This is a genomic window from Pantoea leporis, assembly GCF_028048155.1.
Lineage (GTDB): Bacteria > Pseudomonadota > Gammaproteobacteria > Enterobacterales > Enterobacteriaceae > Pantoea > Pantoea leporis.
This window is the reverse complement of the sequence record NZ_JALMEU010000013.1, coordinates 118,193-140,559: the sequence shown is the minus strand read 5'-3', so window position 1 is coordinate 140,559 and position 22,367 is coordinate 118,193. Positions and strand designations below refer to the sequence as shown.

General features: G+C 55.6%; 17 protein-coding genes and 1 riboswitch. Of the genes, 5 read left to right on the top strand and 12 right to left on the bottom strand.

The genetic code is table 11. The annotated features are described in order from the left end of the window. Positions 1 to 231: 231 nt before the first annotated feature. Both murI and btuB read right to left on the bottom strand, forming a co-directional pair. Positions 232 to 1,083 carry a glutamate racemase gene (gene murI / locus MWH02_RS22555; RefSeq protein WP_271461497.1) on the bottom strand — a complete coding sequence of 284 codons (852 nt, stop codon included), beginning with the start codon at positions 1,081 to 1,083 and terminating at the stop codon, positions 232 to 234. Next, entirely contained in the window at positions 1,028 to 2,914 is a 1,887-nt protein-coding gene (gene btuB, locus MWH02_RS22550) for a TonB-dependent vitamin B12 receptor BtuB (protein WP_271461496.1), read from the bottom strand. Before btuB ends, murI begins: the two co-directional genes overlap by 56 nt. A gap of 68 nt (positions 2,915 to 2,982) precedes the next feature. After that, positions 2,983 to 3,166, bottom strand: a riboswitch (cobalamin riboswitch). A 112-nt stretch (positions 3,167 to 3,278) separates the two neighbouring features. Here btuB and trmA point away from each other — a divergent pair. Then, on the top strand, positions 3,279 to 4,382 hold the full coding sequence (trmA, locus tag MWH02_RS22545) for a tRNA (uridine(54)-C5)-methyltransferase TrmA (protein ID WP_101760631.1): 1,104 nt from the start codon (positions 3,279 to 3,281) through the stop codon (positions 4,380 to 4,382). Positions 4,383 to 4,414: 32 nt separating this feature from the next. On the opposite strand, the gene MWH02_RS22540 is transcribed toward trmA, so the two are convergent. Then, positions 4,415 to 4,771 carry a YijD family membrane protein gene (locus MWH02_RS22540; protein WP_061720276.1) on the bottom strand — a complete coding sequence of 119 codons (357 nt, stop codon included), beginning with the start codon at positions 4,769 to 4,771 and terminating at the stop codon, positions 4,415 to 4,417. An 18-nt stretch (positions 4,772 to 4,789) separates the two neighbouring features. Next, entirely contained in the window at positions 4,790 to 5,434 is a 645-nt protein-coding gene (gene fabR / locus MWH02_RS22535; RefSeq protein ID WP_008109648.1) for an HTH-type transcriptional repressor FabR, read from the bottom strand. A gap of 194 nt (positions 5,435 to 5,628) precedes the next feature. On the opposite strand from fabR, the gene sthA reads away from it, so the two are divergent. Then, on the top strand, positions 5,629 to 7,029 hold the full coding sequence (gene sthA, locus MWH02_RS22530) for a Si-specific NAD(P)(+) transhydrogenase (protein ID WP_101760632.1): 1,401 nt from the start codon (positions 5,629 to 5,631) through the stop codon (positions 7,027 to 7,029). Here sthA and oxyR read toward each other — a convergent pair. The 5 genes from oxyR to argC all read right to left on the bottom strand — a co-directional run bounded on the left by oxyR (position 7,012) and on the right by argC (position 12,745). Continuing rightward, the gene (gene oxyR, locus MWH02_RS22525; RefSeq protein ID WP_271461495.1) at positions 7,012 to 7,929 is read right to left on the bottom strand and encodes a DNA-binding transcriptional regulator OxyR; all 918 of its coding nucleotides are present in this window, start codon (positions 7,927 to 7,929) and stop codon (positions 7,012 to 7,014) included. The genes sthA and oxyR overlap by 18 nt on opposite strands. A gap of 341 nt (positions 7,930 to 8,270) precedes the next feature. After that, positions 8,271 to 9,644: an argininosuccinate lyase gene (gene argH, locus MWH02_RS22520; protein ID WP_271461499.1), complete on the bottom strand. Its 1,374-nt coding sequence runs from the start codon at positions 9,642 to 9,644 to the stop codon at positions 8,271 to 8,273. Positions 9,645 to 9,719: 75 nt separating this feature from the next. Next, complete coding sequence (locus MWH02_RS22515; protein WP_101760634.1) at positions 9,720 to 10,937, bottom strand: argininosuccinate synthase; 1,218 nt, start codon at positions 10,935 to 10,937, stop codon at positions 9,720 to 9,722. Between the two features lie 14 nt (positions 10,938 to 10,951). Further along, the gene (gene argB, locus MWH02_RS22510; protein ID WP_222235152.1) at positions 10,952 to 11,725 is read right to left on the bottom strand and encodes an acetylglutamate kinase; all 774 of its coding nucleotides are present in this window, start codon (positions 11,723 to 11,725) and stop codon (positions 10,952 to 10,954) included. A 15-nt stretch (positions 11,726 to 11,740) separates the two neighbouring features. Further along, positions 11,741 to 12,745: an N-acetyl-gamma-glutamyl-phosphate reductase gene (gene argC, locus MWH02_RS22505; protein WP_110868176.1), complete on the bottom strand. Its 1,005-nt coding sequence runs from the start codon at positions 12,743 to 12,745 to the stop codon at positions 11,741 to 11,743. Between the two features lie 169 nt (positions 12,746 to 12,914). Between argC and argE the strand changes: the two genes are divergently transcribed. Then, positions 12,915 to 14,063 (top strand): acetylornithine deacetylase, encoded by a 1,149-nt coding sequence (gene argE / locus MWH02_RS22500; RefSeq protein WP_271461494.1) that lies wholly within the window; start codon positions 12,915 to 12,917, stop codon positions 14,061 to 14,063. A 248-nt stretch (positions 14,064 to 14,311) separates the two neighbouring features. Next, positions 14,312 to 16,963: a phosphoenolpyruvate carboxylase gene (ppc, locus tag MWH02_RS22495; protein WP_101760638.1), complete on the top strand. Its 2,652-nt coding sequence runs from the start codon at positions 14,312 to 14,314 to the stop codon at positions 16,961 to 16,963. 85 nt (positions 16,964 to 17,048) lie between these two features. Here the strand turns inward: ppc and metF are convergent, their stop codons facing one another. From metF to metB, 3 genes are all read right to left on the bottom strand, one after another. Further along, positions 17,049 to 17,945 carry a methylenetetrahydrofolate reductase gene (metF, locus tag MWH02_RS22490; RefSeq protein ID WP_271461493.1) on the bottom strand — a complete coding sequence of 299 codons (897 nt, stop codon included), beginning with the start codon at positions 17,943 to 17,945 and terminating at the stop codon, positions 17,049 to 17,051. A gap of 218 nt (positions 17,946 to 18,163) precedes the next feature. Further along, on the bottom strand, positions 18,164 to 20,596 hold the full coding sequence (locus tag MWH02_RS22485) for a bifunctional aspartate kinase/homoserine dehydrogenase II (protein ID WP_192237045.1): 2,433 nt from the start codon (positions 20,594 to 20,596) through the stop codon (positions 18,164 to 18,166). A 2-nt stretch (positions 20,597 to 20,598) separates the two neighbouring features. Then, positions 20,599 to 21,759: a cystathionine gamma-synthase gene (gene metB / locus MWH02_RS22480; protein ID WP_101760640.1), complete on the bottom strand. Its 1,161-nt coding sequence runs from the start codon at positions 21,757 to 21,759 to the stop codon at positions 20,599 to 20,601. Between the two features lie 274 nt (positions 21,760 to 22,033). On the opposite strand from metB, the gene metJ reads away from it, so the two are divergent. After that, entirely contained in the window at positions 22,034 to 22,351 is a 318-nt protein-coding gene (metJ, locus tag MWH02_RS22475) for a met regulon transcriptional regulator MetJ (protein WP_007885403.1), read from the top strand. Positions 22,352 to 22,367: the final 16 nt, after the last annotated feature.

The following is a 22,367-nucleotide window of genomic DNA, read 5'->3' as shown; positions in this document are numbered from 1 at the left end:
ATGCCGCGATTTCTCTAGCGGCGCGGGATGCGTATATTACGCTTTCCGCATTCTCAGTCAAGCATTTATTTTTGCTTTTCTGAAGGTTGCCTTGAAGACCACCTCCTGAACACTTCGCTTCGTAAGCCGTTGTTCCGTGTCAGTGGAGGCGCAGTATAGGGATTTCTTCGGAGCTGACAAGCGCTAATTTCAAATTAATTTCCGAGTGCTGATTTTTTCGTCGAAACGCCACTAAACTGCTAATTTTTCCAGCAACGGGAAGCCATAACGCTGCAAAATCGGTGACAATTTCGTCACTTCATCATCCATACGCGTACAGAACGCTAAATTCTGACCGGATGAAACCGCCTGCGGTGCTTCATGCTCTAATAACCAAACGGTACGACGCGCAATAGCAGCGCCTGAATCCACCAACCTTGTCCCTTCCGGCAGCACCAGTTGCAGCTCATCACGCAGTAAAGGGAAATGGGTGCATCCGAGAACCACGGTATCAGGTGGCTCTTTCATCCTTAGCCAGGGTTGCACAGCGCGACGCACATCAGCTAACTCAACATCTTCGCCATGCAGCTTGGCTTCCGCCAGCTCCACCAGCTCAGCAGAGCCGAGCATTTCAATTTTGCAGTCGCGGGCAAATTGCGCCACTAACTCATGGGTATAAGGACGTTTCACCGTGCCGCGCGTGGCCAGCAATCCCACTACGCCGTTACGCGTCAGGCGCGCAGCAGGTTTAATCGCAGGCACCACACCCACAACCGGGAATTCGAAACGTTCACGCAGAGCCGGCAAAGAGAGGGTGCTGGCCGAGTTACAAGCGATGATCACCAGCGTAAGCGGAAAACGCTGAGTGATAGCTGTCACCACCGCCACCACGCGCTCGACAATAAAGTCTTCGGATTTTTCGCCGTACGGGAAACCTTCATTATCAAAGGCGTAGAGATAGTGAAGATCCGGCAGTAAATGCCGGACCTCATCATAAACGGAGAGCCCACCCACGCCGGAGTCAAACACCAGCACGGTGGGACGCAGATCAGAAGCTGTAGCTGGCGCTGAGGTAGTACTCCGTTCCTGGAGTTGGATAGCCATACGCTGTCTCATAATCTTTATCGAACAAGTTGGCAATTCTACCACGAACGGTGAGCTGTGATGTGACCGGATACGAGACCGCGAGATCTACCGTGCTGTAACTCGATAAACGACGCTGCTCGCTGGCATATTCGCTGGTGTTGTTATCGTAGCGCTTACCGAAGTACTGGTAGATGACATCAATATCAAAGTCATACACCGTCATACCCAGCTGATATTTGGCCTGCTCACGCGCACGACGCGCCAGCGTTTCACCATCTGAATCACGACGCGCATCCAGATAACCCAAGGTGATCTGGTGATGAAGGAAGCGGGTATCAAAATCAGCGGTGGCTTCAATACCTTTCAGCGTAACGGCTTTTTCATTATAATAGCCGCCCTCAAAAGTCACAGGATCAGAAGCATAGGTAATGAGATTGCTGACTTTATTGTGATACGCAGCAACACGCCAATTAACCGGACCGGTTAAACCTTCCAGCGCGGCTTCCCACTGTTTTGATTTCTCAGGATTGAGATCGGGATTAGAGCTAATACCAAAGCGCTTCAGACCATATAGCTGGCCTAACGTCGGCGCCTGGAAACCCGTGCCGTAAGAGAGTGATGCCTTGTAACCCGGCACAAACTCCCAACCCGCAGCCGTTTGCCAGGTGCCATGACGGCCGAAGTCCTGGTTATCATCGCCACGCGCCGAACCTTCAAGCGTAACATTGCCAAACTGCTGCTGAGCCGTCAGGTAAGCACCGGTGTTGTCTTGCTTGTAACCATCTTCGTCACGCGGTGCGCCAGAATAGAGTTGTCCAACCGAGCTCAGTTTCTGCTGCTGCCAATCCAGACCCGCGCTGACCATGCCATGCCCCACCGCAAAGGTGTTGCCCCACTGCAGGTTGCGCTGCTCCATGTCATCCAGGCTATTGGAATCCGCATAGCGGCCATCAGACCCAACGTAGTTATAGATTTTGTACTTTTGATAACTGGCGGTCAGCTGCGAGGAGTATTCCTCTTTATTAAAGCGCAGACCGGTATCAAACGAGTGATTATAGATCTGTTGCTCATCCTGACCACCGACATAACCCGCATCGTAATCTGAGTTCGCGGCGTAACCGTAACCCCGGAAGAAGCCAGAAAACGCCTCGTTAAACTTGTGGTCAACGCCAGCCCAGAACGCCTTATTGCGCCAGCCATCACGATCGCGATCGGTCGGAGACGTTGAGCCCGGCTGAACGTTGTAGCCGTTGGTGGCCTGATAAGAGCCCGCCACCGTTACGCGCGTCTGGTCCGTGACATTTTGATTGATGCCGCCGCTGTATTCCTGATAGCCCTTCGAACCAAAGCCAGCCGTCAGCGAGTTTTGATTATTCGGGTTTTGCGTAATGACATTCACCACGCCGCCAATCGCATCTGCGCCGTAAACCGCAGACCGCGGGCCACGAATGAACTCAACGCGCTGGATGATGGAAACAGGGATTTGGTTGAAGTCAGCAACGCCGGTAATGCCAGGCTTAGAGAACGGCACACCGTCAACCAGAATCAGCGTATGACGCGCTTCCGAACCACGTACATACATAGAAGCGCTTTGCCCAATGCCGCCGCTTTGCGCGATATCCACGCCCGGCAAGCGGCGTAACACTTCCAGTAGGTTCTTGGATTGCCACTGATCGATCTCGTCACGGGTGACGACAGAAGTCGAAGCCAGCACCGACGAGACCGGCTGCGCGAAGCGGTTAGCGGTAACGATTTGCGTATCATCATTCTGCTGCGCGTAGCCAAATTGCGCCCAGAGAGACAACGCCGTTGCACTGAAGGCAAACAGCGAAGCGTGTGTTTTTTTCATTGTTATAGCATCCAAAAGACGAAGCAGGATGCCGCACGACTACGACCAATAGCTCGCGATGGTCGTATGTATTGCGACGTCACACCGGCAGGTCTTCGGGCTGAGAATCATAAATGGTGAAAAAAACTTCCCATCCGGCAGGACAGTGTTTTTAATTACCATCACCACGACATTCTTTACCGCTGCGCGTCAGCTCCAGATTCACACTGGATTCCCTTTTAACTCAAGGAGGCCGGCAGGCGCAGTCTACGGCCAGGAAGGCCGGAAATCCAGACTTCCAGCCATCTTGTTTTCCGCAGGGCTGGACATCAGCAGTTGAATGCCTACAATCGCCCGGCAAGCCAGCTTATTACCAGGATTAAAGATGACACCCGAACAGCTCCCGATTGAACAATACGACGCGCAACTGGCGGAAAAAGTCAGCCGCTTACAGGCGATGATGGTGCCCTTTGCCGCGCCCGACGTGGAGGTGTTCCGTTCGCCGGTCAGCCACTATCGGATGCGTGCCGAATTCCGCATCTGGCACGACGGAGACGATCTTTACCACATCATCTTTGATCAACAGACCAAGCAACGAATCCGCGTCGATCAATTCCCGGCGGCCAGTGAATTGATCAACCAGCTGATGCCAAAACTGATCGCGGCGATCCGTGACAACCGCGCGCTGCGTTTCAAACTGTTCCAGATCGATTACCTGTCGACGATGAGCCACCAGATTGTTATCTCGCTGCTCTATCACCGCAAGCTGGAAGAGGAGTGGACCGCCGCCGCCAGCGCCCTGCGCGACAGCCTGCGTGCCGAAGGCTTTGACGTGCAGCTGATTGGCCGCGCCACCAAAACCAAAATCTGCCTCGATCGCGATTACGTGGATGAGCGCCTGCCGGTCGCGGGGAAAGAGATGATTTATCGTCAGGTGGAAAACAGCTTCACCCAGCCAAACGCGGCGATGAATATTCAGATGCTGGAGTGGGCGCTGGACGTCACGCAGGATTCGCAAGGCGATCTGCTGGAACTCTATTGCGGTAACGGCAACTTCTCGCTGGCGCTGGCGCGTAACTTCCGCAGCGTGTTGGCCACAGAAATTGCCAAGCCGTCGGTCGCGTCCGCGCAATACAACATTGCCGCCAACCATATTGATAACGTGCAGATTATTCGTATGGCCGCTGAAGAGTTTACCCAGGCGATGACGGGCGTACGTAGCTTCAATCGTTTAGAAGGCATCGACCTGAAGAGCTACCAATGCGAAACCATTTTCGTTGATCCGCCACGTAGCGGGCTGGATGAGGAAACCGTGAAGATGGTGCAGGCCTATCCGCGCATCATTTATATCTCCTGCAACCCGCAAACGCTGTGCGACAACCTCGCGGTGCTGGGAGAAACGCATGATGTCACGCGTCTGGCGCTGTTCGATCAGTTCCCGTATACCCATCATATGGAATGCGGCGTGCTGCTGACGCGCAAGGCCTAAACAACAACGGGAACCCCAAGGTTCCCGTTTTTTCACTGCTTGCTCTTCGCGCGGCGAAAACGCATACCAATCCAGAACACCAGCGCCACCATCAGAATCGTCGGGATGAAGTTAGAGCCGATATCCGGATATTCAGCCCGCACCAGCGCGCTATAAACCAAAATACCCAGCAGGAAGAACGCCGCCGCCAGTGAAGGCATGCCGTCTGGCATATTGCGGTTGAGATAACGCTGATGCAAACACCAGGCCGCGAGGCCAAGAGCAATCAGCGGGAATATCGAAAAGGGAACAAACGTGCTGAACAGCACCGAAAAGGAGCCGTTGATCGCTAAACCGGTGATAAAAGCCAATAAAAGCGTTCCTTTATCGCGTGGGTTTTGCTCAATCATTTCATTATCCTTATCACATTACTCTTCGGGTTTTTCCAGGGTAACCGCCAGGCGCTCTTGCTCGCGGCGATACCAGTAATAAGCGCCTTTGGCGATCATGCGCAGCTGCAGCACTAATCGATCCTCAAGCTTACGGCGCTGCTCAATATCAACGTCCAGCGCTTCGGCACCCGCGCTAAACACAATCGTCACCATCGCTTCGGCCTGCGCTTCGGTGAAGCTGCGCGGCATGCGATTTTCTAATTCAAGATAATCGGCCAGTTCGGCGATGAAGTGCTGAATCTCACGCGCGACTGCGGCACGAAAGGCCGCCGAGGTTCCGGAGCGCTCGCGTAGTAAGAGCCGAAAAGCGTTAGGATTGTTCCCGATGAACTCCATAAAAGTTGCTACCGAGGTTTTAATAATGCTGCCACCCTTGGCAATACGCTGGCGCGCCTGACGCATTAACTGGCGCAGCATCAAGCCGCTTTCGTCCACCATGGTCAGCCCCAGCTCATCGACATCGCGGAAGTGACGATAAAATGAGGTCGGCGCAATCCCCGCTTCGCGTGCAACTTCGCGCAAACTCAGGCTGGCAAAACTCCTTTCTGCACTTAACTGACTGAAGGCAGCTTCAATCAGTGAACGTCGTGTACGTTCTTTTTGTAGCGCTCTGACGCCCATTTTCCCGGCCTTTTAGGTGATTTGGCAGGCACTATAACAAACTTTTCAGCGTACAGCGGTGCAAACTTTGTGAACGCCTGTGAACCTCACGCTTTGTCAAACTTCAGCAATTTACGCTGTTAGAATTCAGATGTGCGCGGCGAGATGTTAGAATCTCGTTGTAAAAATGTGATAAAAAAATAGGACGTACTGGTATGCAAAAGTCTTACGATTACGATGCAATTGTGATTGGCTCCGGTCCGGGCGGCGAAGGTGCGGCGATGGGGCTGGTGAAGCAGGGAGCGCGTATTGCAGTGATCGAACGCTACCACAACATCGGCGGCGGTTGTACACACTGGGGAACCATCCCTTCCAAAGCCCTGCGTCACGCTGTTAGCCGTATCATCGAGTTCAATCAAAACCCACTTTACAGCGATCACACTCGCCTCCTGCGCTCCTCATTCGCCGACATTCTCAACCACACCGAGAACGTGATCAGTCAGCAAACCGCGATGCGTCAGGGCTTCTACGAGCGCAACCGCTGTGAACTTTATCAGGGCGATGCCCGATTTGTTGATGCCAACACTATCGAAGTGGAACAACCCGACGGCACCCGCGAGCGATTAACCGCGGCGAAATTCGTGATCGCCTGCGGTTCTCGTCCGTATCATCCCGCGGATGTCGATTTCACCCATCCGCGCGTTTACGATTCCGACTCCATCCTCAACCTGCATCATGAACCTGGCCACGTCATCATTTATGGCGCCGGCGTAATTGGCTGTGAATATGCCTCGATTTTCCGCGGCCTGAACGTCAAGGTTGACCTGATCAACACCCGCGACCGTCTGCTGGCGTTCCTCGATCAGGAGATGTCAGATTCCCTCTCCTATCATTTCTGGAACAGCGGCGTGGTGATTCGTCACAACGAAGAGTTCGAGAAGATTGAAGGCGTTGATGACGGGGTGATAATTCACCTTAAATCGGGCAAGAAAGTGAAAGCCGATTGCCTGCTGTACGCAAACGGTCGAACCGGCAACACCGATTCACTGGCGCTGGAAAACGTCGGACTGGAAGCGGATGGTCGTGGCCTGCTGAAGGTGAACAGCATGTATCAAACTGCGCTGCCGCATATTTACGCGGTTGGCGACGTGATTGGTTATCCAAGCCTGGCTTCTGCTGCTTACGATCAGGGCCGCATTGCCGCGCAGGCGATCATCAAAGGTGAAGCTACCGCGCACCTGATCGAAGATATTCCAACCGGGATTTACACCATTCCGGAGATCAGCTCAGTGGGTAAAACCGAACAGCAGCTGACGGCGATGAAAGTGCCGTATGAAGTGGGTCGTGCGCAGTTTAAACATCTGGCGCGTGCGCAGATTGTTGGCATGCACGTCGGCAGCCTGAAGATTCTGTTCCACCGCGAAACCAAAGAGATTTTAGGGATTCACTGCTTTGGCGAGCGTGCTGCGGAGATCATTCACATCGGCCAGGCCATCATGGAACAGAAGAACGGCGGCAACACGATTGAGTACTTCGTGAATACCACCTTCAACTATCCCACCATGGCCGAAGCCTATCGCGTGGCAGCGTTAAACGGCTTAAACCGCCTGTTTTAACGAGATATCCAGATAACCCTTCATGTGGGTTTTGATTGCTTCTGCCAACTGCTCATAGCGGCTGCGCAGAGGCGATCCTGGACGATAGACCAACGCGATGGTGCGCTGCGGCACCGGCTTGTAGCACGGTAAATAGCAGACGCCATCACGTTCGCGTTCATTCGGCACGGACAGCGCAGGTAACAAGGTAATGCCGCTACCGGCGGCAACCATGTTGCGCAGCGTTTCCAGACTGGTGGCGCGGAAATGCGTATCTTCATCGGCACCGGCTTCGAAGCAGAAGCCCATCGCCTGATCGCGCAGGCAGTGCCCATCTTCCAGCATCAGTAATTTCTCACCGGCCAGATCCGACATCGGCACGCGATCGCGATCGCGCCACGGATGATCGGCATACACCGCTAGCGTCATTGGCTCATCAAACAGCGGCACCTCAATAAAGGCTTCACTCTCTTTCACCAACGCCACGATGGCGCAATCCAGCTTGCCGCTGTCGAGCTGTGCCAGCAGTTGCTGCGTCTGCGCTTCATGCAGGTACATTTCGAGTTTGGGGAAGGTTTTGTGCAGCATCGGAATGATGTGCGGCAGCAGATACGGCCCGGTGGTTGGAATCAAACCAATGTGCAGCGGTCCAGACATCGCTTCGCCTTGCTGGCTCGCCATCTCCTTCAGCACTTTCACTTCGCGCAGCACGGTTCGCGCTTGATCCACCAGCAACAGTCCAGCCTGAGTAAACAACACCTTACGGCTGGTTCGCTCCAGCAGCATCACGCCAAGTTCATCTTCCAGCTTACGAATCTGTCCACTTAAGGTAGGTTGGCTGACATGACATGCGTCAGCTGCACGCCGGAAATGGCGATGCTCCGCAAGTGAAACCAGGTATTCGAGATCACGAATATTCATTGAAATCCTCCAAACCACGATAGCCCGTGGCGATAGATAGAATAGCAATGAACGATTGGCCCTATCAAGGCGTGAGCGGGAATAATGCGCGCATCAAATGATCTGGAGCAGAACCTGCAAACTGCTTAAAACCAATCACTGTGCTGGCCGGGAGTGGCCTGCCCTTGATGATGTGCCTATAACAAAATGTAATTCCGAAGCTAGAGGTTGGCGGGCTACCGAAGAGGTGCCCGCTTTTTTTTGCTTGTCGCTCGCCTGCTGGATATCAACAGAGCGCGATAAATCGCGCCGCTACGCATTCCTGCATATACCGCAGCGGCGCAATCTAATGCGCATAGCTTTTAACCCAAGCGCTTCTGCGCTTCGCTGATGGCGAAGGCGACCTGTTGAGGAGCGACACCACCTTGCGCATTACGCTTATCCAGGCAGGATTGCAGCGACAGAATTGGATACACGTCATCCTCAATCACCGCGCTGAACTGCTTAAACTGCGCCAGAGTGAGCGCTTCCAGCGCCACGCCTTGCTTGATCGCTTCCACCACGGTTTCACCCACAATGTGGTGGGCTTCGCGGAACGGAACGCCTTTTGCCACCAGATAATCGGCCAGCTCGGTCGAGTTGGCGTAGCCCTGCTCAGCGGCTTCCTGGCAACGCGGACGTTTTACCTGAATGCCGTCCAGCACCAGCACCGACATATGCAGGCAGTCGAGCCAGGTATCCAGCGCATCGAACAGCCCTTCTTTGTCTTCCTGCATATCTTTGTTGTACGCCAGCGGCAGGCCTTTCAGCGTCATCATCATGCCGGTCAGCGCACCTTGCACACGGCCACATTTGCCACGGATCAGCTCCAGCGCATCCGGGTTTTTCTTCTGCGGCATTAACGACGATCCGGAAGTGACTTTATCCGACAGCTCAAGGAAGCCCGCTTCACCGGTGTTGAAGAAGATCAGGTCTTCAGCAAAGCGCGACAGATGCACCATGCCAATCGAGGCGTCTGACAGCAGCTCGAGCACGTGATCGCGATCGGAAACGGTATCGAGGCTGTTACGCGTGGCAGAGGCAAAACCTAACCAGCCGGCCAGCTGCTGACGATCGATCTCGTAGGCGGTACCCGCCAGCGCGCCGCAACCCAGCGGACTGACATCCATACGCTTCAGTGCATCCTGCAGACGGCTCTCGTCACGCGCCAGCATCTCAACGTACGCCAGGCACCAATGCGCGAACGTCACCGGTTGCGCACGCTGCAGGTGCGTGTAACCCGGCATCACCGCGTCCTGATTGGCTTGTGCCGTGGCGACCAGCGCCGATTGCAGCTCACGCGTCGCCTCCAGCAGCACGGCAACCTGCTCTTTGCACCACAGTTTCAGATCGGTCGCGACCTGATCGTTACGGCTACGGCCGGTGTGCAATTTCTTGCCCAGCGCGCCGACTTTGTCGATCAGCTTGCCTTCCACCCAGCTGTGAATATCTTCCGCATCGCTTTGCAGAATCTGCTCAGGATTGGCGCGTACCTCAGCCAGCAGTTCATTCAACGCGCTTTCCAGCTGTTGCTGCTCTTCATTGGTCAGCACGTTGACCGTCACCAGCGCTTTTGACCAGGCAATCGAGCCGGTAATGTCCTGCTCGGCCAGGCGATAGTCAAAACGCAGCGAGTCGTTGAACTGTTTGAACCGTTGGTCTGCTGCCTGCGAAAAACGTCCGCCCCAAAGTGCCATCTGCATTACTCCTGAATCTGTTATAGAAAAGGCGGCCCGAAGCCGCCCTTGCAAAATATGTCGATTGCCGCGGTATTACTTCTTCTGCTCGTTCAGCGCGCGAATGCGTGAAGAGAGTGAGAACAAGCGGATAAAGCCGCCCGCGTGACGGTGATCGTAAACTTCATCTTCGCCAAAGGTGGCGAACTCTTCTGAGTACAGGCTGTTAGCAGAGGTTTTCTGAATCGCCGTGGCCTGGCCTTTATACAGCTGCAGTACCACTTCGCCATTCACCTCTTCTGCCAGGGATTCAGCTGCGGCCTGGATAGATTTACGCAGCGGCGCGAACCAGCGACCATCGTAAACCACGTAAGACATTTCATGGCCCAGTTGCTCACGCCATTTGAAGCTATCGCGATCCAGCACCAGTTGTTCAACCGCACGCAACGCGTTAACCATGATGGTGCCGCCTGGAGTTTCGTAGCAGCCGCGGGACTTGATGCCTACCAGACGGTTTTCCACGATGTCGATACGGCCGACGCCGTGTTTGGCGCCCAGCACGTTGAGTTTTTCCAGGCACTGGAACGGGCTCAGCGTCTCGCCGTTCACCGCCACCACGCGACCCTTCTCCACGGTGACCGTGACATTTTCTGGCTGATCGGGCGCTTCCAGCGGATCAACGGTCCACACCCAGCAATCTTTGTTCGGTGCATTGGCTGGGCTTTCCAGCACGCCGCCTTCGGTAGAGATGTGCCATGCGTTCTCGTCACGGCTGTAGATTTTTTCCAGCGACGCGGTGGTCGGGATATTGCGCTCTTTCAGGTAATCCAGCAGCGCTTCACGTGAACGCAGGTCCCACTCACGCCATGGCGCAACCACTTTCAGCTGTGGCGCCAGCGCGGTGTAGGTGGTTTCGAAACGCACCTGATCGTTACCTTTACCGGTTGCGCCGTGGCACAGCGCATCTGCGCCCACTTTCAGCGCCAGCTCAACCTGGGCTTTAGCGATAATTGGACGCGCCATAGACGTACCCAGCAGATAAGTGCCTTCGTACAGGGCGCCAGTCTGCAGAACCGGATACACGTATTCGCTGATGAACGCTTCACGCAGGTCAACCACGTGGCACTCAGACGCACCTGACTGCAGCGCTTTCTTCTCAACGCCTTCCAGATCGGCGGGATCCTGGCCAATGTTCGCCACGAACGCCACCACTTCACAGCCGCCATAGTTCTCTTTCAACCATGGAATGATGGCTGAAGTATCCAGACCGCCGGAGTAGGCCAGAACGATTTTTTTGATGTTTTGCGTGCTCATGTCTTAATCCTTGATTATGCGAGAATCCGGGTGCCAATCGACACGCCGTTGAAAAGGGTTGGCAGTTGTTCAGCATGACGCCAGCTGGCGATATCGACCGGGCGACCGAGCGTGCGGGCGGCATCAAGCGCCGCGTTCACTTTCACGATCATGCCATCGGTGATGATGCCCTGCGCAATCAGCTGCTCCGCTTTCGCGGCGGTCATCTCTTCGATGCGCTGACCTTTGCCGTCGAGAATACCGCTGACATCAGACAACAGCACCAAATCGGCACCGATGGTCGCAGCCAGCGCGGTGGCGGCCTGGTCGGCGTTGACGTTCATCAACTCACCGCCGTCGGTGATGCCAATCGAGCTGATCACCGGCATGTAGCCCGCCGCCAGCAGCGTGTTCACCAGCGCCGGATTGCCAGGCGTCGCGTTGCCAACGTGTCCCAGCTCTTCATCGAACTGCGCCACGTTGACCAGACCGGCATCGCCGAGGCACAAACCCACCGCGCCGATGCCATATTTCTTCGCCCACGCCAGCAGCGTTTTGTTGGCGGTACCGGCTAACGCACCGGTAATAATGTCAATCTGATCGGCTGGCGTCACGCGCAAACCGTTCTTCTTTTTCACCGGCAGCGCGAGCTTCTTCATCAGCTCGTCCACCACGCAACCGCCGCCGTGCACAATGATCAGCGAACGCTGATGTTCATTGCGGTACGCCAGCAGGGCATCAAACAGACGGGCCAGCGCTTCTTCGCTATCCAGCAGCACGCCACCCAGTTTAATGATTAATGGATTCATTGCGTTATCCGTTCGTTAAATCAGAGACAGCGTTTCGGGGAAGCCGAAACGAATGTTCAAACACTGAACCGCCTGCGATGAGGCGCCTTTCAGCAGGTTATCTTCGGCAGCCACCACAATCAGGTGCTCGCCTTGCATGGCGAAGCCGATGTCGCAGAACGGCAAACCGACCACCGCTTTCAGCGCCGGTACGCCTTTGTCATAGACGCGCACCAGCGGTTTGTCGTGGTAAGCGTTATGGAAGGCATCCGCCACATCCTGCTGCGTCACGCCCGCTTTCAGGCGGCAAGTGGTGGTCGATAAAATCCCGCGTGGGAAGCTGCCCAGATGTGGCGTGAAGATCACCGGCGTACCGAGATGCGCCACAATTTCCGGGTGATGACGATGATTAAACAGGCCGTAGGGCTGCAAGCTCACTTCACAGAAGCTGGTGCCAACGTTGGCTTTGCGCCCTGCGCCGCTCACGCCGCTGGTGGCGTTAATCACCGGCCACTGTGCATCGTTAAGCAGGCCCGCTGCGATCAGCGGTTTCAGCGAAAGTTGGGCTGCGGTTGGGTAGCAACCCGGCACCGCAACCAGCTCCGCATCTTTGATTTTGTCGTGCTGCCATTCGGCCAGGCCGTAAACCGCCTTGTCCAGCCAATCCTGATGCTGATGGCTGAAACCGTAATATTGCGTATAGAACGCGTCGTCGTTTACGCGGAACGCGCCGGAGAGATCGAACACCACGCAACCAGCTTTGAGGAATTCAGGTGCCAGATCGTGGCTGACTTCGTGAGCGGTGGCGAGGAACACCACATCCACTTTGTCGGCCCATTCAGCGGCGTCGCTCAGCGGCTGCAGCGGCAAATCGACAATGCCTTTGAGCTGCGGATGCAAATCCGACAATAACTTTCCAGCATCCGGGCTTTGCGCTGAAACCGCCAAAGCGGTTATGTTCATATGCGGATGGCGATTCAGGTAGGTGGCAAGCTCTACGCCAGCGTAACCACTGGCACCAACGATCAGCGTATTCAACATCAGGCTGTATACCTTATTACAGTCACACGTATCGGGTCGCGGCCTTGCCCCGTTGCCCAGAATGCCGTTTGCGGAAGATTTGATGCTTCACATGCAAGCGACGTTATTGTATTTTTATTCACTATTAATGCATGAATATTGATACATCCTAACCCAAGGACCGTCAACAGTGAAGACAAAATTACCACCTTTTATCGAACTCTACCGCCAGTTGATTGCCACGCCATCAATCAGCGCAACCGATAGCGCACTGGATCAGAGTAATGAAACTTTAATCAATTTGCTGGCCGGCTGGTTCCGCGATATTGGCTTCAATGTCGAAGTGCAGCCGGTGCCTGGCACGCGGCATAAATTCAACATGCTGGCGCGCAGCGGATTGGGCGCAGGCGGCTTGTTATTGGCGGGCCATACCGACACCGTTCCGTACGACGACGGCCGCTGGACGCGCGATCCGTTCACGCTGACCGAACACGGCAACAAGCTGTACGGCCTCGGCACCGCCGATATGAAAGGCTTCTTCGCCTTTATTCTGGATGCGCTGCGTGACGTTGACGTGACCAAACTCAGCAAGCCGCTCTACGTCCTCGCCACCGCCGACGAAGAGACCACCATGGCGGGCGCGAAGTATTTCTCTGAATCCACCCAATTGCGTCCGGATTGCGCCATCATTGGCGAGCCTACCTCGCTTAAGCCGGTGCGCGCGCATAAAGGTCATCTGTCGAATGTGATTCGTATTCAGGGGCAATCAGGCCACTCCAGCGATCCGTCACGCGGCGTCAACGCTATTGAACTGATGCATGAATCCATTACCCAGCTGATGCAGCTGCGTAACACGCTGAAAGAGCGTTACAACCACGATGGTTTTGCCATTCCTTATCCAACCATGAACTTTGGGCATATTCACGGTGGCGATGCCGCCAACCGCATCTGCGCCTGCTGTGAATTGCACATGGATATTCGTCCGCTGCCGGGCTTAACCCTGAGCGATTTGGATGGTCTGCTAAATGACGCGCTGGCGCCGGTAAGTGCGCGCTGGCCGGGACGTCTCACCGTAGGCGAGCTGCATCCGCCGATTCCAGGCTACGAATGTCCGGCCGATCATGAGCTGGTGCAAGTGGTGGAGAAGCTGCTGGGCGTGCCAACCGAAGTGGTGAACTATTGCACTGAAGCGCCTTTTATCCAGCAGTTGTGCCCAACGCTGGTATTAGGCCCGGGATCTATCAATCAAGCCCATCAACCTGATGAGTTTATTGATACCGCATTTATCAAGCCGACTCATGCTCTTATCACCCAAGTCGTACAGCATTTTTGTCATTGATGAACAACAAATGGGGCATTTCACTGTTAAATCAGCAAATTGCCCCGTCATTGTTCGGGATTTGATAATAAGAATAACTTATCTCGCTTCGCTGCAAGCAAATTCTTTGAATTTCCGCCATTTAGCAGCACATTTACGTAGATTTAAGGCAATTGACGCGCAGGAAGATACGTGGCTAGATAAAAGACGATGTTATGCCCGTTGGGCGTAAGAGTATTAAAAAAAGACGATAAGGGTGTCAGGGTCCAATGAACGAACAATATTCCGCAATGCGAAGTAATGTCAGTATGCTCGGCAAACTGCTCGGGGATACGATTAAGGATGCACTAGGAGAGAACATCCTCGACCAGGTGGAGACCATCCGTAAACTCTCTAAGTCATCCCGCGCGGGAAATGACACTCATCGTCAGGAACTGCTGACCACGCTGCAAAATCTCTCGAACGACGAGCTGCTGCCGGTGGCGCGTGCGTTTAGCCAGTTCCTTAATCTCACCAACGTCGCTGAACAGTATCAAACCATTTCGCGTAGCGGCGATGGCGCCAACCATCCTGAACTGCTGAAAAAGACTTTCGAACGTCTGAAACAGCAAGGCGATATCAGCGAAGCGGCGATCCGCCAGTCGATTGAAGAGCTGTCGCTGGAGCTGGTGCTGACTGCGCACCCCACCGAAATTACCCGCCGCACGCTGATCCATATGCTGGGCGAAGTGAACAGCTGTTTGCAGCAACTCGATCATAGCGATATCTCTGACTACGAACGCACCCAGGTGATGCGCCGTCTGCGCCAGCTGGTGGCACAAGCGTGGCATACCGACGAAATCCGCAAATATCGTCCAACGCCGATCGATGAAGCCAAATGGGGCTTTGCCGTGGTGGAAAACAGCCTGTGGCAAGGCGTGCCAGCCTTCCTGCGTGAGCTGAATGAGCAAGTGGAAGAGACTTTTGGCATTAAGCTGCCGGTCGATTTCGTACCGATTAAATTTACCTCGTGGATGGGCGGCGACCGTGACGGCAACCCAAACGTCACCGCACCGATTACCCGCCACGCGATGCAACTGAGCCGCTGGAAGGCCGCGGACCTGTTCCTGCGTGATATCGGCGTGCTGATTTCCGAGCTGTCGATGTCCGAATGCAGCGACGAAGTGCGCGAGCTGTGCGGCGATGCGGAAGCGCTGGAGCCGTACCGCATGGTGCTGAAGCGCCTTCGCGGCCAGCTGATGACCACGCAGGCTTACCTTGGCCGTCGTCTGAAAGGCGAGCGCCTGCCGCGTCCGGCCGATTTGCTGGTCTCTAACGATCAGCTGTGGGATCCGCTGTTCGCTATCTATCAATCTCTGCAGCAGTGCGGCATGGGCATCATCGCCAATGGTCAGCTGCTGGACACGCTGCGCCGCGTGAAGTGTTTCGGCGTGCCGCTGGTGCGCATCGATATCCGTCAGGAGAGCACCCGCCATACCCAGGCGATTGCCGAAGTAACGCGCTATCTCGGCCTCGGTGATTACGAAAGCTGGTCAGAAGCGGATAAACAAGCCTTCCTGATTCGCGAACTGAATTCCAAGCGTCCGCTGTTGCCGCATCAGTGGGAACCAGGCGATGAGACGCGCGAAGTGCTGGATACCTGCAAAGTGGTGGCCGAAGCGCCGCAGGGTTCAATTGCTTCCTACGTGATCTCCATGGCGAAAACGCCGTCGGACGTGCTGGCCGTGCATCTGCTGCTGAAAGAAGCCGGCATTCCTTACGCCATGCCGGTTGCGCCGCTGTTTGAAACCCTTGATGACCTGAACAATGCCAACGACGTGATGACACAGTTGCTGAACATCGACTGGTATCGCGGCTTTATCAATGGCAAACAGATGGTGATGATTGGCTATTCCGACTCGGCGAAAGATGCCGGCGTGATGGCCGCCAGCTGGGCGCAATATCAGGCGCAGGACGCACTGATCAAAACCTGTGAAAGCGCGGGCATCACGCTGACGCTGTTCCACGGACGCGGCGGCTCAATCGGTCGTGGCGGCGCGCCAGCCCATGCGGCGCTGTTGTCACAACCGCCGGGCAGCCTGAAAGGTGGCCTGCGCGTGACCGAACAGGGCGAGATGATTCGCTTCAAATACGGTTTGCCCGAAGTCACCATCGCCAGCCTGTCGCTGTACACCGGTGCGATTCTGGAAGCCAACCTGCTGCCACCGCCGGAACCCAAGCGCGAATGGCAGGAGATCATGAATGGTCTGTCGGCGCACTCCTGCGCGATGTATCGCGGCTATGTGCGTGAGAATCCGGACTTCGTGCCCTATTTCCGCTCAGCCACGCCAGAGCAGGAGCTGGGCAAATTGCCGCTGGGTTCACGTCCGGCTAAACGTCGCCCAACCGGCGGTGTGGAATCGCTGCGTGCCATTCCGTGGATCTTCGCCTGGACGCAGAACCGCCTGATGCTGCCAGCCTGGCTGGGCGCGGGTGCCGCGTTGCAGAAAGCGATGGATGAAGGTCATCAGGATGAGCTGGAGAACATGTGCCGCGAGTGGCCATTCTTCGCCACACGTCTTGGCATGCTGGAGATGGTGTTCTCGAAAGCCGATTTGTGGCTGGCGGAGTACTACGATCAGCGTCTGGTGGATAAATCACTGTGGTCGCTCGGCAAGCAGCTGCGCGATCAGCTGGATGCGGATATCAAAGCGGTGTTGACCATCGCTAACGATGCCCATCTGATGGCTGACCAACCGTGGATTGCTGAGTCCATCGCGCTGCGTAACGTTTATACCGATCCACTGAACGTGTTGCAGGCTGAACTGCTGCATCGTTCACGTGCGCAGGAAGAGCGCGGTGATGAGCCAGATGCGCGTGTAGAACAAGCGCTGATGGTGACGATCGCGGGTGTTGCAGCGGGTATGCGTAATACCGGTTAATCTAGTGACATGATGTGAAAAAGGAGCCAACTGGCTCCTTTTTTATTGGATTTTGTAAGGCCGCCATTCATGGCGACCGCCAATCTTAACCTCCCATCGCCGGACGCACACCCAGCGTGTGGCAAATGGCGTAACTCAACTCGGCGCGGTTCAGCGTATAGAAATGAAAATCCTTCACCCCTTCCCGCGACAGGATTTTCACCATGTCCATGGCGACGCTGGCACCGACCATTTTGCGCGTCTCCGGATCGTTATCCAGACCTTCAAACATTGCACTCATCCAGCCCGGCACCCGCACATTGGTCATGGTGGCGAAGCGTTGTAGCTGTTTGAAGTTAGAGACCGGCAAAATACCCGGCACGATCTCCACGTCGATACCGGTTGCGACACAGCGATCGCGGAAGCGCAGGTAGCTTTCCACATCGAAGAAGAACTGGGTGATGGCGCGGTTAGCACCGGCATCAATTTTGCGTTTCAGGTTAATCAAATCGGCCTGCGCGCTTTTCGCTTCGGGATGCACTTCCGGATAGGCCCCCACCGAGATGTCGAAATCGCCAACGTCTTTCAGCAGCGCCACCAAATCCGAACCGTACATCTCCGGCTTGCCGCTGCCTGGCGGTAAATCACCGCGCAGTGCCACGATATGACGAATGCCGCTATCCCAGTAATCACGCGCGATACCGCGCAACTCATCACGCGTGGCATCGATACAGGTCAGATGCGGTGCGGCTTCCAGACCGGTACGATCTTTGATGCCTTTGATGATGCTGTGCGTACGATCGCGCTCGCCCGAGTTGGCACCGTAGGTGACGGAGACGAATTTTGGCTTCAGGCTGCTCAGTCGATCGATTGAGCTCCACAGGGTTTCTTCCATTTCGCTGGTACGTGGCGGGAAAAATTCGAAAGAGACATTAATTTGCCCGTTCAGCTCAGCCAGGCTCTGGTTCAACGCTTCGCGTTGATTGGCGTGAAAGAAACTCATCCTAATACCTCGTCATCACATATCGATTGTTTTGCGGCCTTCGAACATCCATACGTTTAGACGTCCAGATGCACAAAATGAACGATTCGCAAGCTAGCGTCAACTGAAAATTAATGAACAGGCGTGACAAATTTTCACTCAAGGTGAAAGCGTTTCATGATGCGCGAGGGGAAGGTGAAGAATGCAGACGGACGATGCCGTCTGCAAAGTGAGGCAGTTTACAGCAGCTGTGCGAGGCGGTTGATATCCGATTGCAACGCGCCGGCCGTAACGTCACGGCCTGCGCCCGGTCCGCGAATCACCAGCGGATTATCGCGATACCAGCGGCTTTCGATGGCAAACACGTTATCGCACGGCAGTAACGCAGCCAGCGGATGCTCTGGGCGCACCGCTTCCACGCCGACGCGCGCTTTGCCATTGGCATCGAAACGCGCCACGTAACGCAGCACTAAGCCCATTTCTTGCGCCGCTTCCAGACGCTGCAGCATCTGATCATTCAGCTCGTCGGCGTTTTCGAAGAAGTGATCAATCGACTCACCGTCGCAAATTGCCGGCACCAACGACTCGACACGCACTTGATCCGGCTCGATGTCGTAGCCCGCTTCACGCGCCAGAATCACCAGCTTGCGCATTACGTCCTGCCCAGACAAATCCACGCGCGGGTCTGGTTCGGTCAGGCCTTGCTGCCACGCCTGATCAACCAGCTCGCTAAACGGCACCGTGCCATCAAATTGCAGGAACAGCCACGACAGCGTGCCGGAGAAGATGCCGCTGATCGCCAGAATGCTATCGCCGCTTTCGCGTAAATCGCGCACCGTGTGATTGACCGGCAAACCGGCACCGACGGTGGCGTTATACAGCCAGTGACGACCGGTTTTGGCGAAAGCATCGCGCACCTGACGCCAGCTCTGACCGCTCGACGCACCGGCAACCTTGTTGGCGCTGATAACGTGGAAGCCGTGACTGGCGAAATCATGATACTGCTGCGCCAGCTGCTCGCTGGCGGTGACGTCCAGCACCACTAAATCATCGAACGGGTGCGCACGCATCCACAGGAACAGCGACTCTTCATCGCGCTCGACCGCTTCATCATCAAAGAACGCCAATGCGCGGCTGGCTTCCAGACCGTCGTAGCTCAGCAAACTGCGGCTGCTGTCTGCCACGCCCGCCAGCACATATTCAAATCCTGTACGTGCCGACAGCGTTTCCTGCTCGCGGGCAAACAGCTCCAGCCAGCGTGAACCGATGTTACCTTTGCCGAACAACATCAAACCGATGCGTTTTTCTGCGCGGAACAGCGACTGATGCAGTCCCTGAATCAGGTGCTGCGTCGGGCCGACGCGCAGTACCGCCACGATGCTGATGTGATTTTCTGATTGCCAGACAAACTCCACCGGCTGATCTTTGATCTGCTGCCAGAAGCGGTGGCTATGCAGCGGATTACGCGTCACGCCCGCGCCCACCAGCGCCACCAGCGCCAAGCCGTCGCGCAGCTGCAGATGGCCCGGCAGTGCGGCGTCCTGCAACAGGTTGAAGGCGCTATTCACCACTTCTGAGGTGTAACACAGCTGCAGCAGGCGACGATCGGGATGCACACCGATTGCCAGCGGACGCAGCTGCGCGCGCTTCAGCAGCAGATCGATCTCTTTCTGCTGGGTTTTGAAATCGTGATTGTCGGGAATTTGAATCTCCACCAGACACACATCATCGTGGCTGGTGACGATACGCGCGCCGGTGCCGGAGGCCAGCACGCGCTCAATGCGCGTCGAGCCCTGCTCCGGTTGATAGCTGCAACGCAGCTGCAAGTCGATGTCGCTGTTGGAAACCGGCTGCAAGGTGCGGGTGTGCAGCACCGGCGCAGCCAGGCGCGCCAGCTCGCTGGCTTCATCAAGACGCAGCAGCGGCAGCAGGCACGCATCAGAGACTTTACGCGGATCGGCGCTGTAAACGCCTGCCACATCGCTCCAGATGGTCACGCGCCCCACGCCCGCCAGCGCACCAATCTGCGTTGCCGAGTAGTCCGAGCCGTTACGGCCAAGCAGCACGGTTTCACCCGCTTCGCTGCGGCTGATAAATCCGGTCACCACCAAACGCTTATGCGGATGTTGTGTTAACAACTCCTGCAGCAGCGGCCAGGATTTGCCTTCATCAACCTGCGGCTGCGCCGCACGTTCAGCACGCAAGAAGTCACGCGCATCCAGCCAGGCGGCTTCGATCTCGCGCTGGCTCAAAACCGCAGCCATCAAGCGCGCTGACCAGATTTCGCCGTGCCCCACCACTTCGGCATATACCGCGTCGGTGATGGTGCCATCAAGCAGCGCCGCCAGCCTTTCCAGATCGCGTATAAAGGAAGACGTCAGGGTTTCGGCATATTCAGCAGGCAGCAGCGCAGCAATTAACTCGCTGTGAAAACGCCGTAAAGCCTGTTGCACCTGATGAGCAGATAAGCGATCGCTCTGGCTCAATTTCAGCCAGCTGATCAACTGGTTAGTGGTGCTGCCGGCGGCAGAGACCACCATTAAGTCGCCTGGCTGGCTGTAATCCGCCATGATGCTGGCCACGCGCTGATAGCAACGTGCGTCGGCCAGGCTACTGCCACCAAATTTATGCAACTGCTTGATCGGCGTTCCCGCGCCCACTGAACTCGTCATGATTACTCCTCGGCTGCGATCCGGAATGCATTATCCAGATCGGCGATTAAATCTTCGTGATCTTCAATCCCAACAGAAATACGCAGCAGTGTTTCCGAAATTCCCGCTGCCGCGCGCGCTTCTGCAGACATGCCGGCATGCGTCATGGTCGCGGTATGCGAAATCAAACTCTCTACGCCGCCCAGCGATTCGGCCAGCGTGAACAACTGCAGCGCTTTCAGGAAGCGGCGCAGGCGAGCCTCATCGGCATCGATTTCGAAACTCAGCATGGCACCAAAACCACGCTGCTGACGTACCGCAAACTCATGACCGGCATTTTCCGGCAGGGACGGATGATACAGTTTTTTCACCAGCGGTTGTTGCTTCAGGTAATCAACTATCGCCAATGCATTGCGTTGTGCGGCGGCGATGCGCGGTGACAGTGTGCGCAAACCGCGCAGCAGCAGGTAGCTATCAAACGCCGCGCCGGTTACACCAATATTATTCGCCCACCACGCCAGATCGGTGGCCATCGCTGGATCTTTCGCAATCACCGCGCCCGCCACCACATCAGAGTGTCCATTCAGGTATTTGGTGCAGGAGTGAACAACCAGATCGGCACCCAGCGCCAGCGGGTTTTGCAGCGCCGGGCTGAGGAAGGTGTTGTCTACCACGCTAATGGCGCCAGCTTCACGCGCGGCGGCGCAGATGCTGGCGATATCGACCACACGCAGCAGTGGATTACTTGGGCTTTCAACCAGCACCAGTTTTGGCTTCTCGGCCAGAGCAGCGGCCAGCGCCGCTTTGTCGCCCTGATCGACAAACTTCACGCGATAGGCGCCGCGCTTGCTCAGGCTATCGAACAGGCGATAGCTGCCGCCGTAACAGTCGTGTGGCGCCACCAGCAGATCGCCCGGCTTCAGGAACACGGTTGTCACCAGATGAATCGCTGACATGCCGGTATTGGTCAATACCGCGCCTGCGCCACCTTCCAGCTCTGCCAGCGCGCGCTGAACCACATCGCGCGTTGGGTTACCACGACGTGAATAGTCATGCGCACGCGGCTCATTGAAGTCGAGGAAGTTATAGGTGCTGGAGAGATGAATCGGTGGGACAACGCAGCCATATTGCTCGTCATCATTCAAACCGCTACGTACTGCGATGGTTGCCTGTTTACGCGTCATGGTGCTTACTGTTCCTGAAGAAAAAGAAGAGCAACAGGATAACATTCCGCACATAGACGTCAATACATCTGGACATCTAAATGTCTTTGCGTATAGATTGAGCAAATCATCAATAACCGCTAAAATTGTCCGTCATCGCCTGGTGTTCAGCGCGCTTTCCTTTGCAGAAGCGGTGCTCAAGCATAAAACCTGCGGTTTAAGGGGTCAGGCATCGAAAAATCGGGCATAATCAACGGATTTCCCCATATTCAACTTTTATTGATTAAGGTAACCCATGGCTGAATGGAACGGCGAATATATCAGCCCTTACGCTGAACATGGCAAGAAGAGCGAGCAGGTTAAGAAAATCACAGTTTCTATCCCGCTAAAAGTGCTGAAGATTTTAACGGACGAGCGCACCCGCCGTCAGGTGAACAACCTGCGTCACGCCACCAACAGCGAACTGCTGTGTGAAGCCTTTTTGCATGCTTTCACCGGGCAGCCTCTGCCGAACGATGTCGATTTGCGTAAAGAACGCAGCGATGAGATTCCGGAAGAAGCGAAACAGATTATGCGTGAAATGGGCATCGATCCCGATAGTTGGGAATACTGAAGCCAGAAATAAAAAA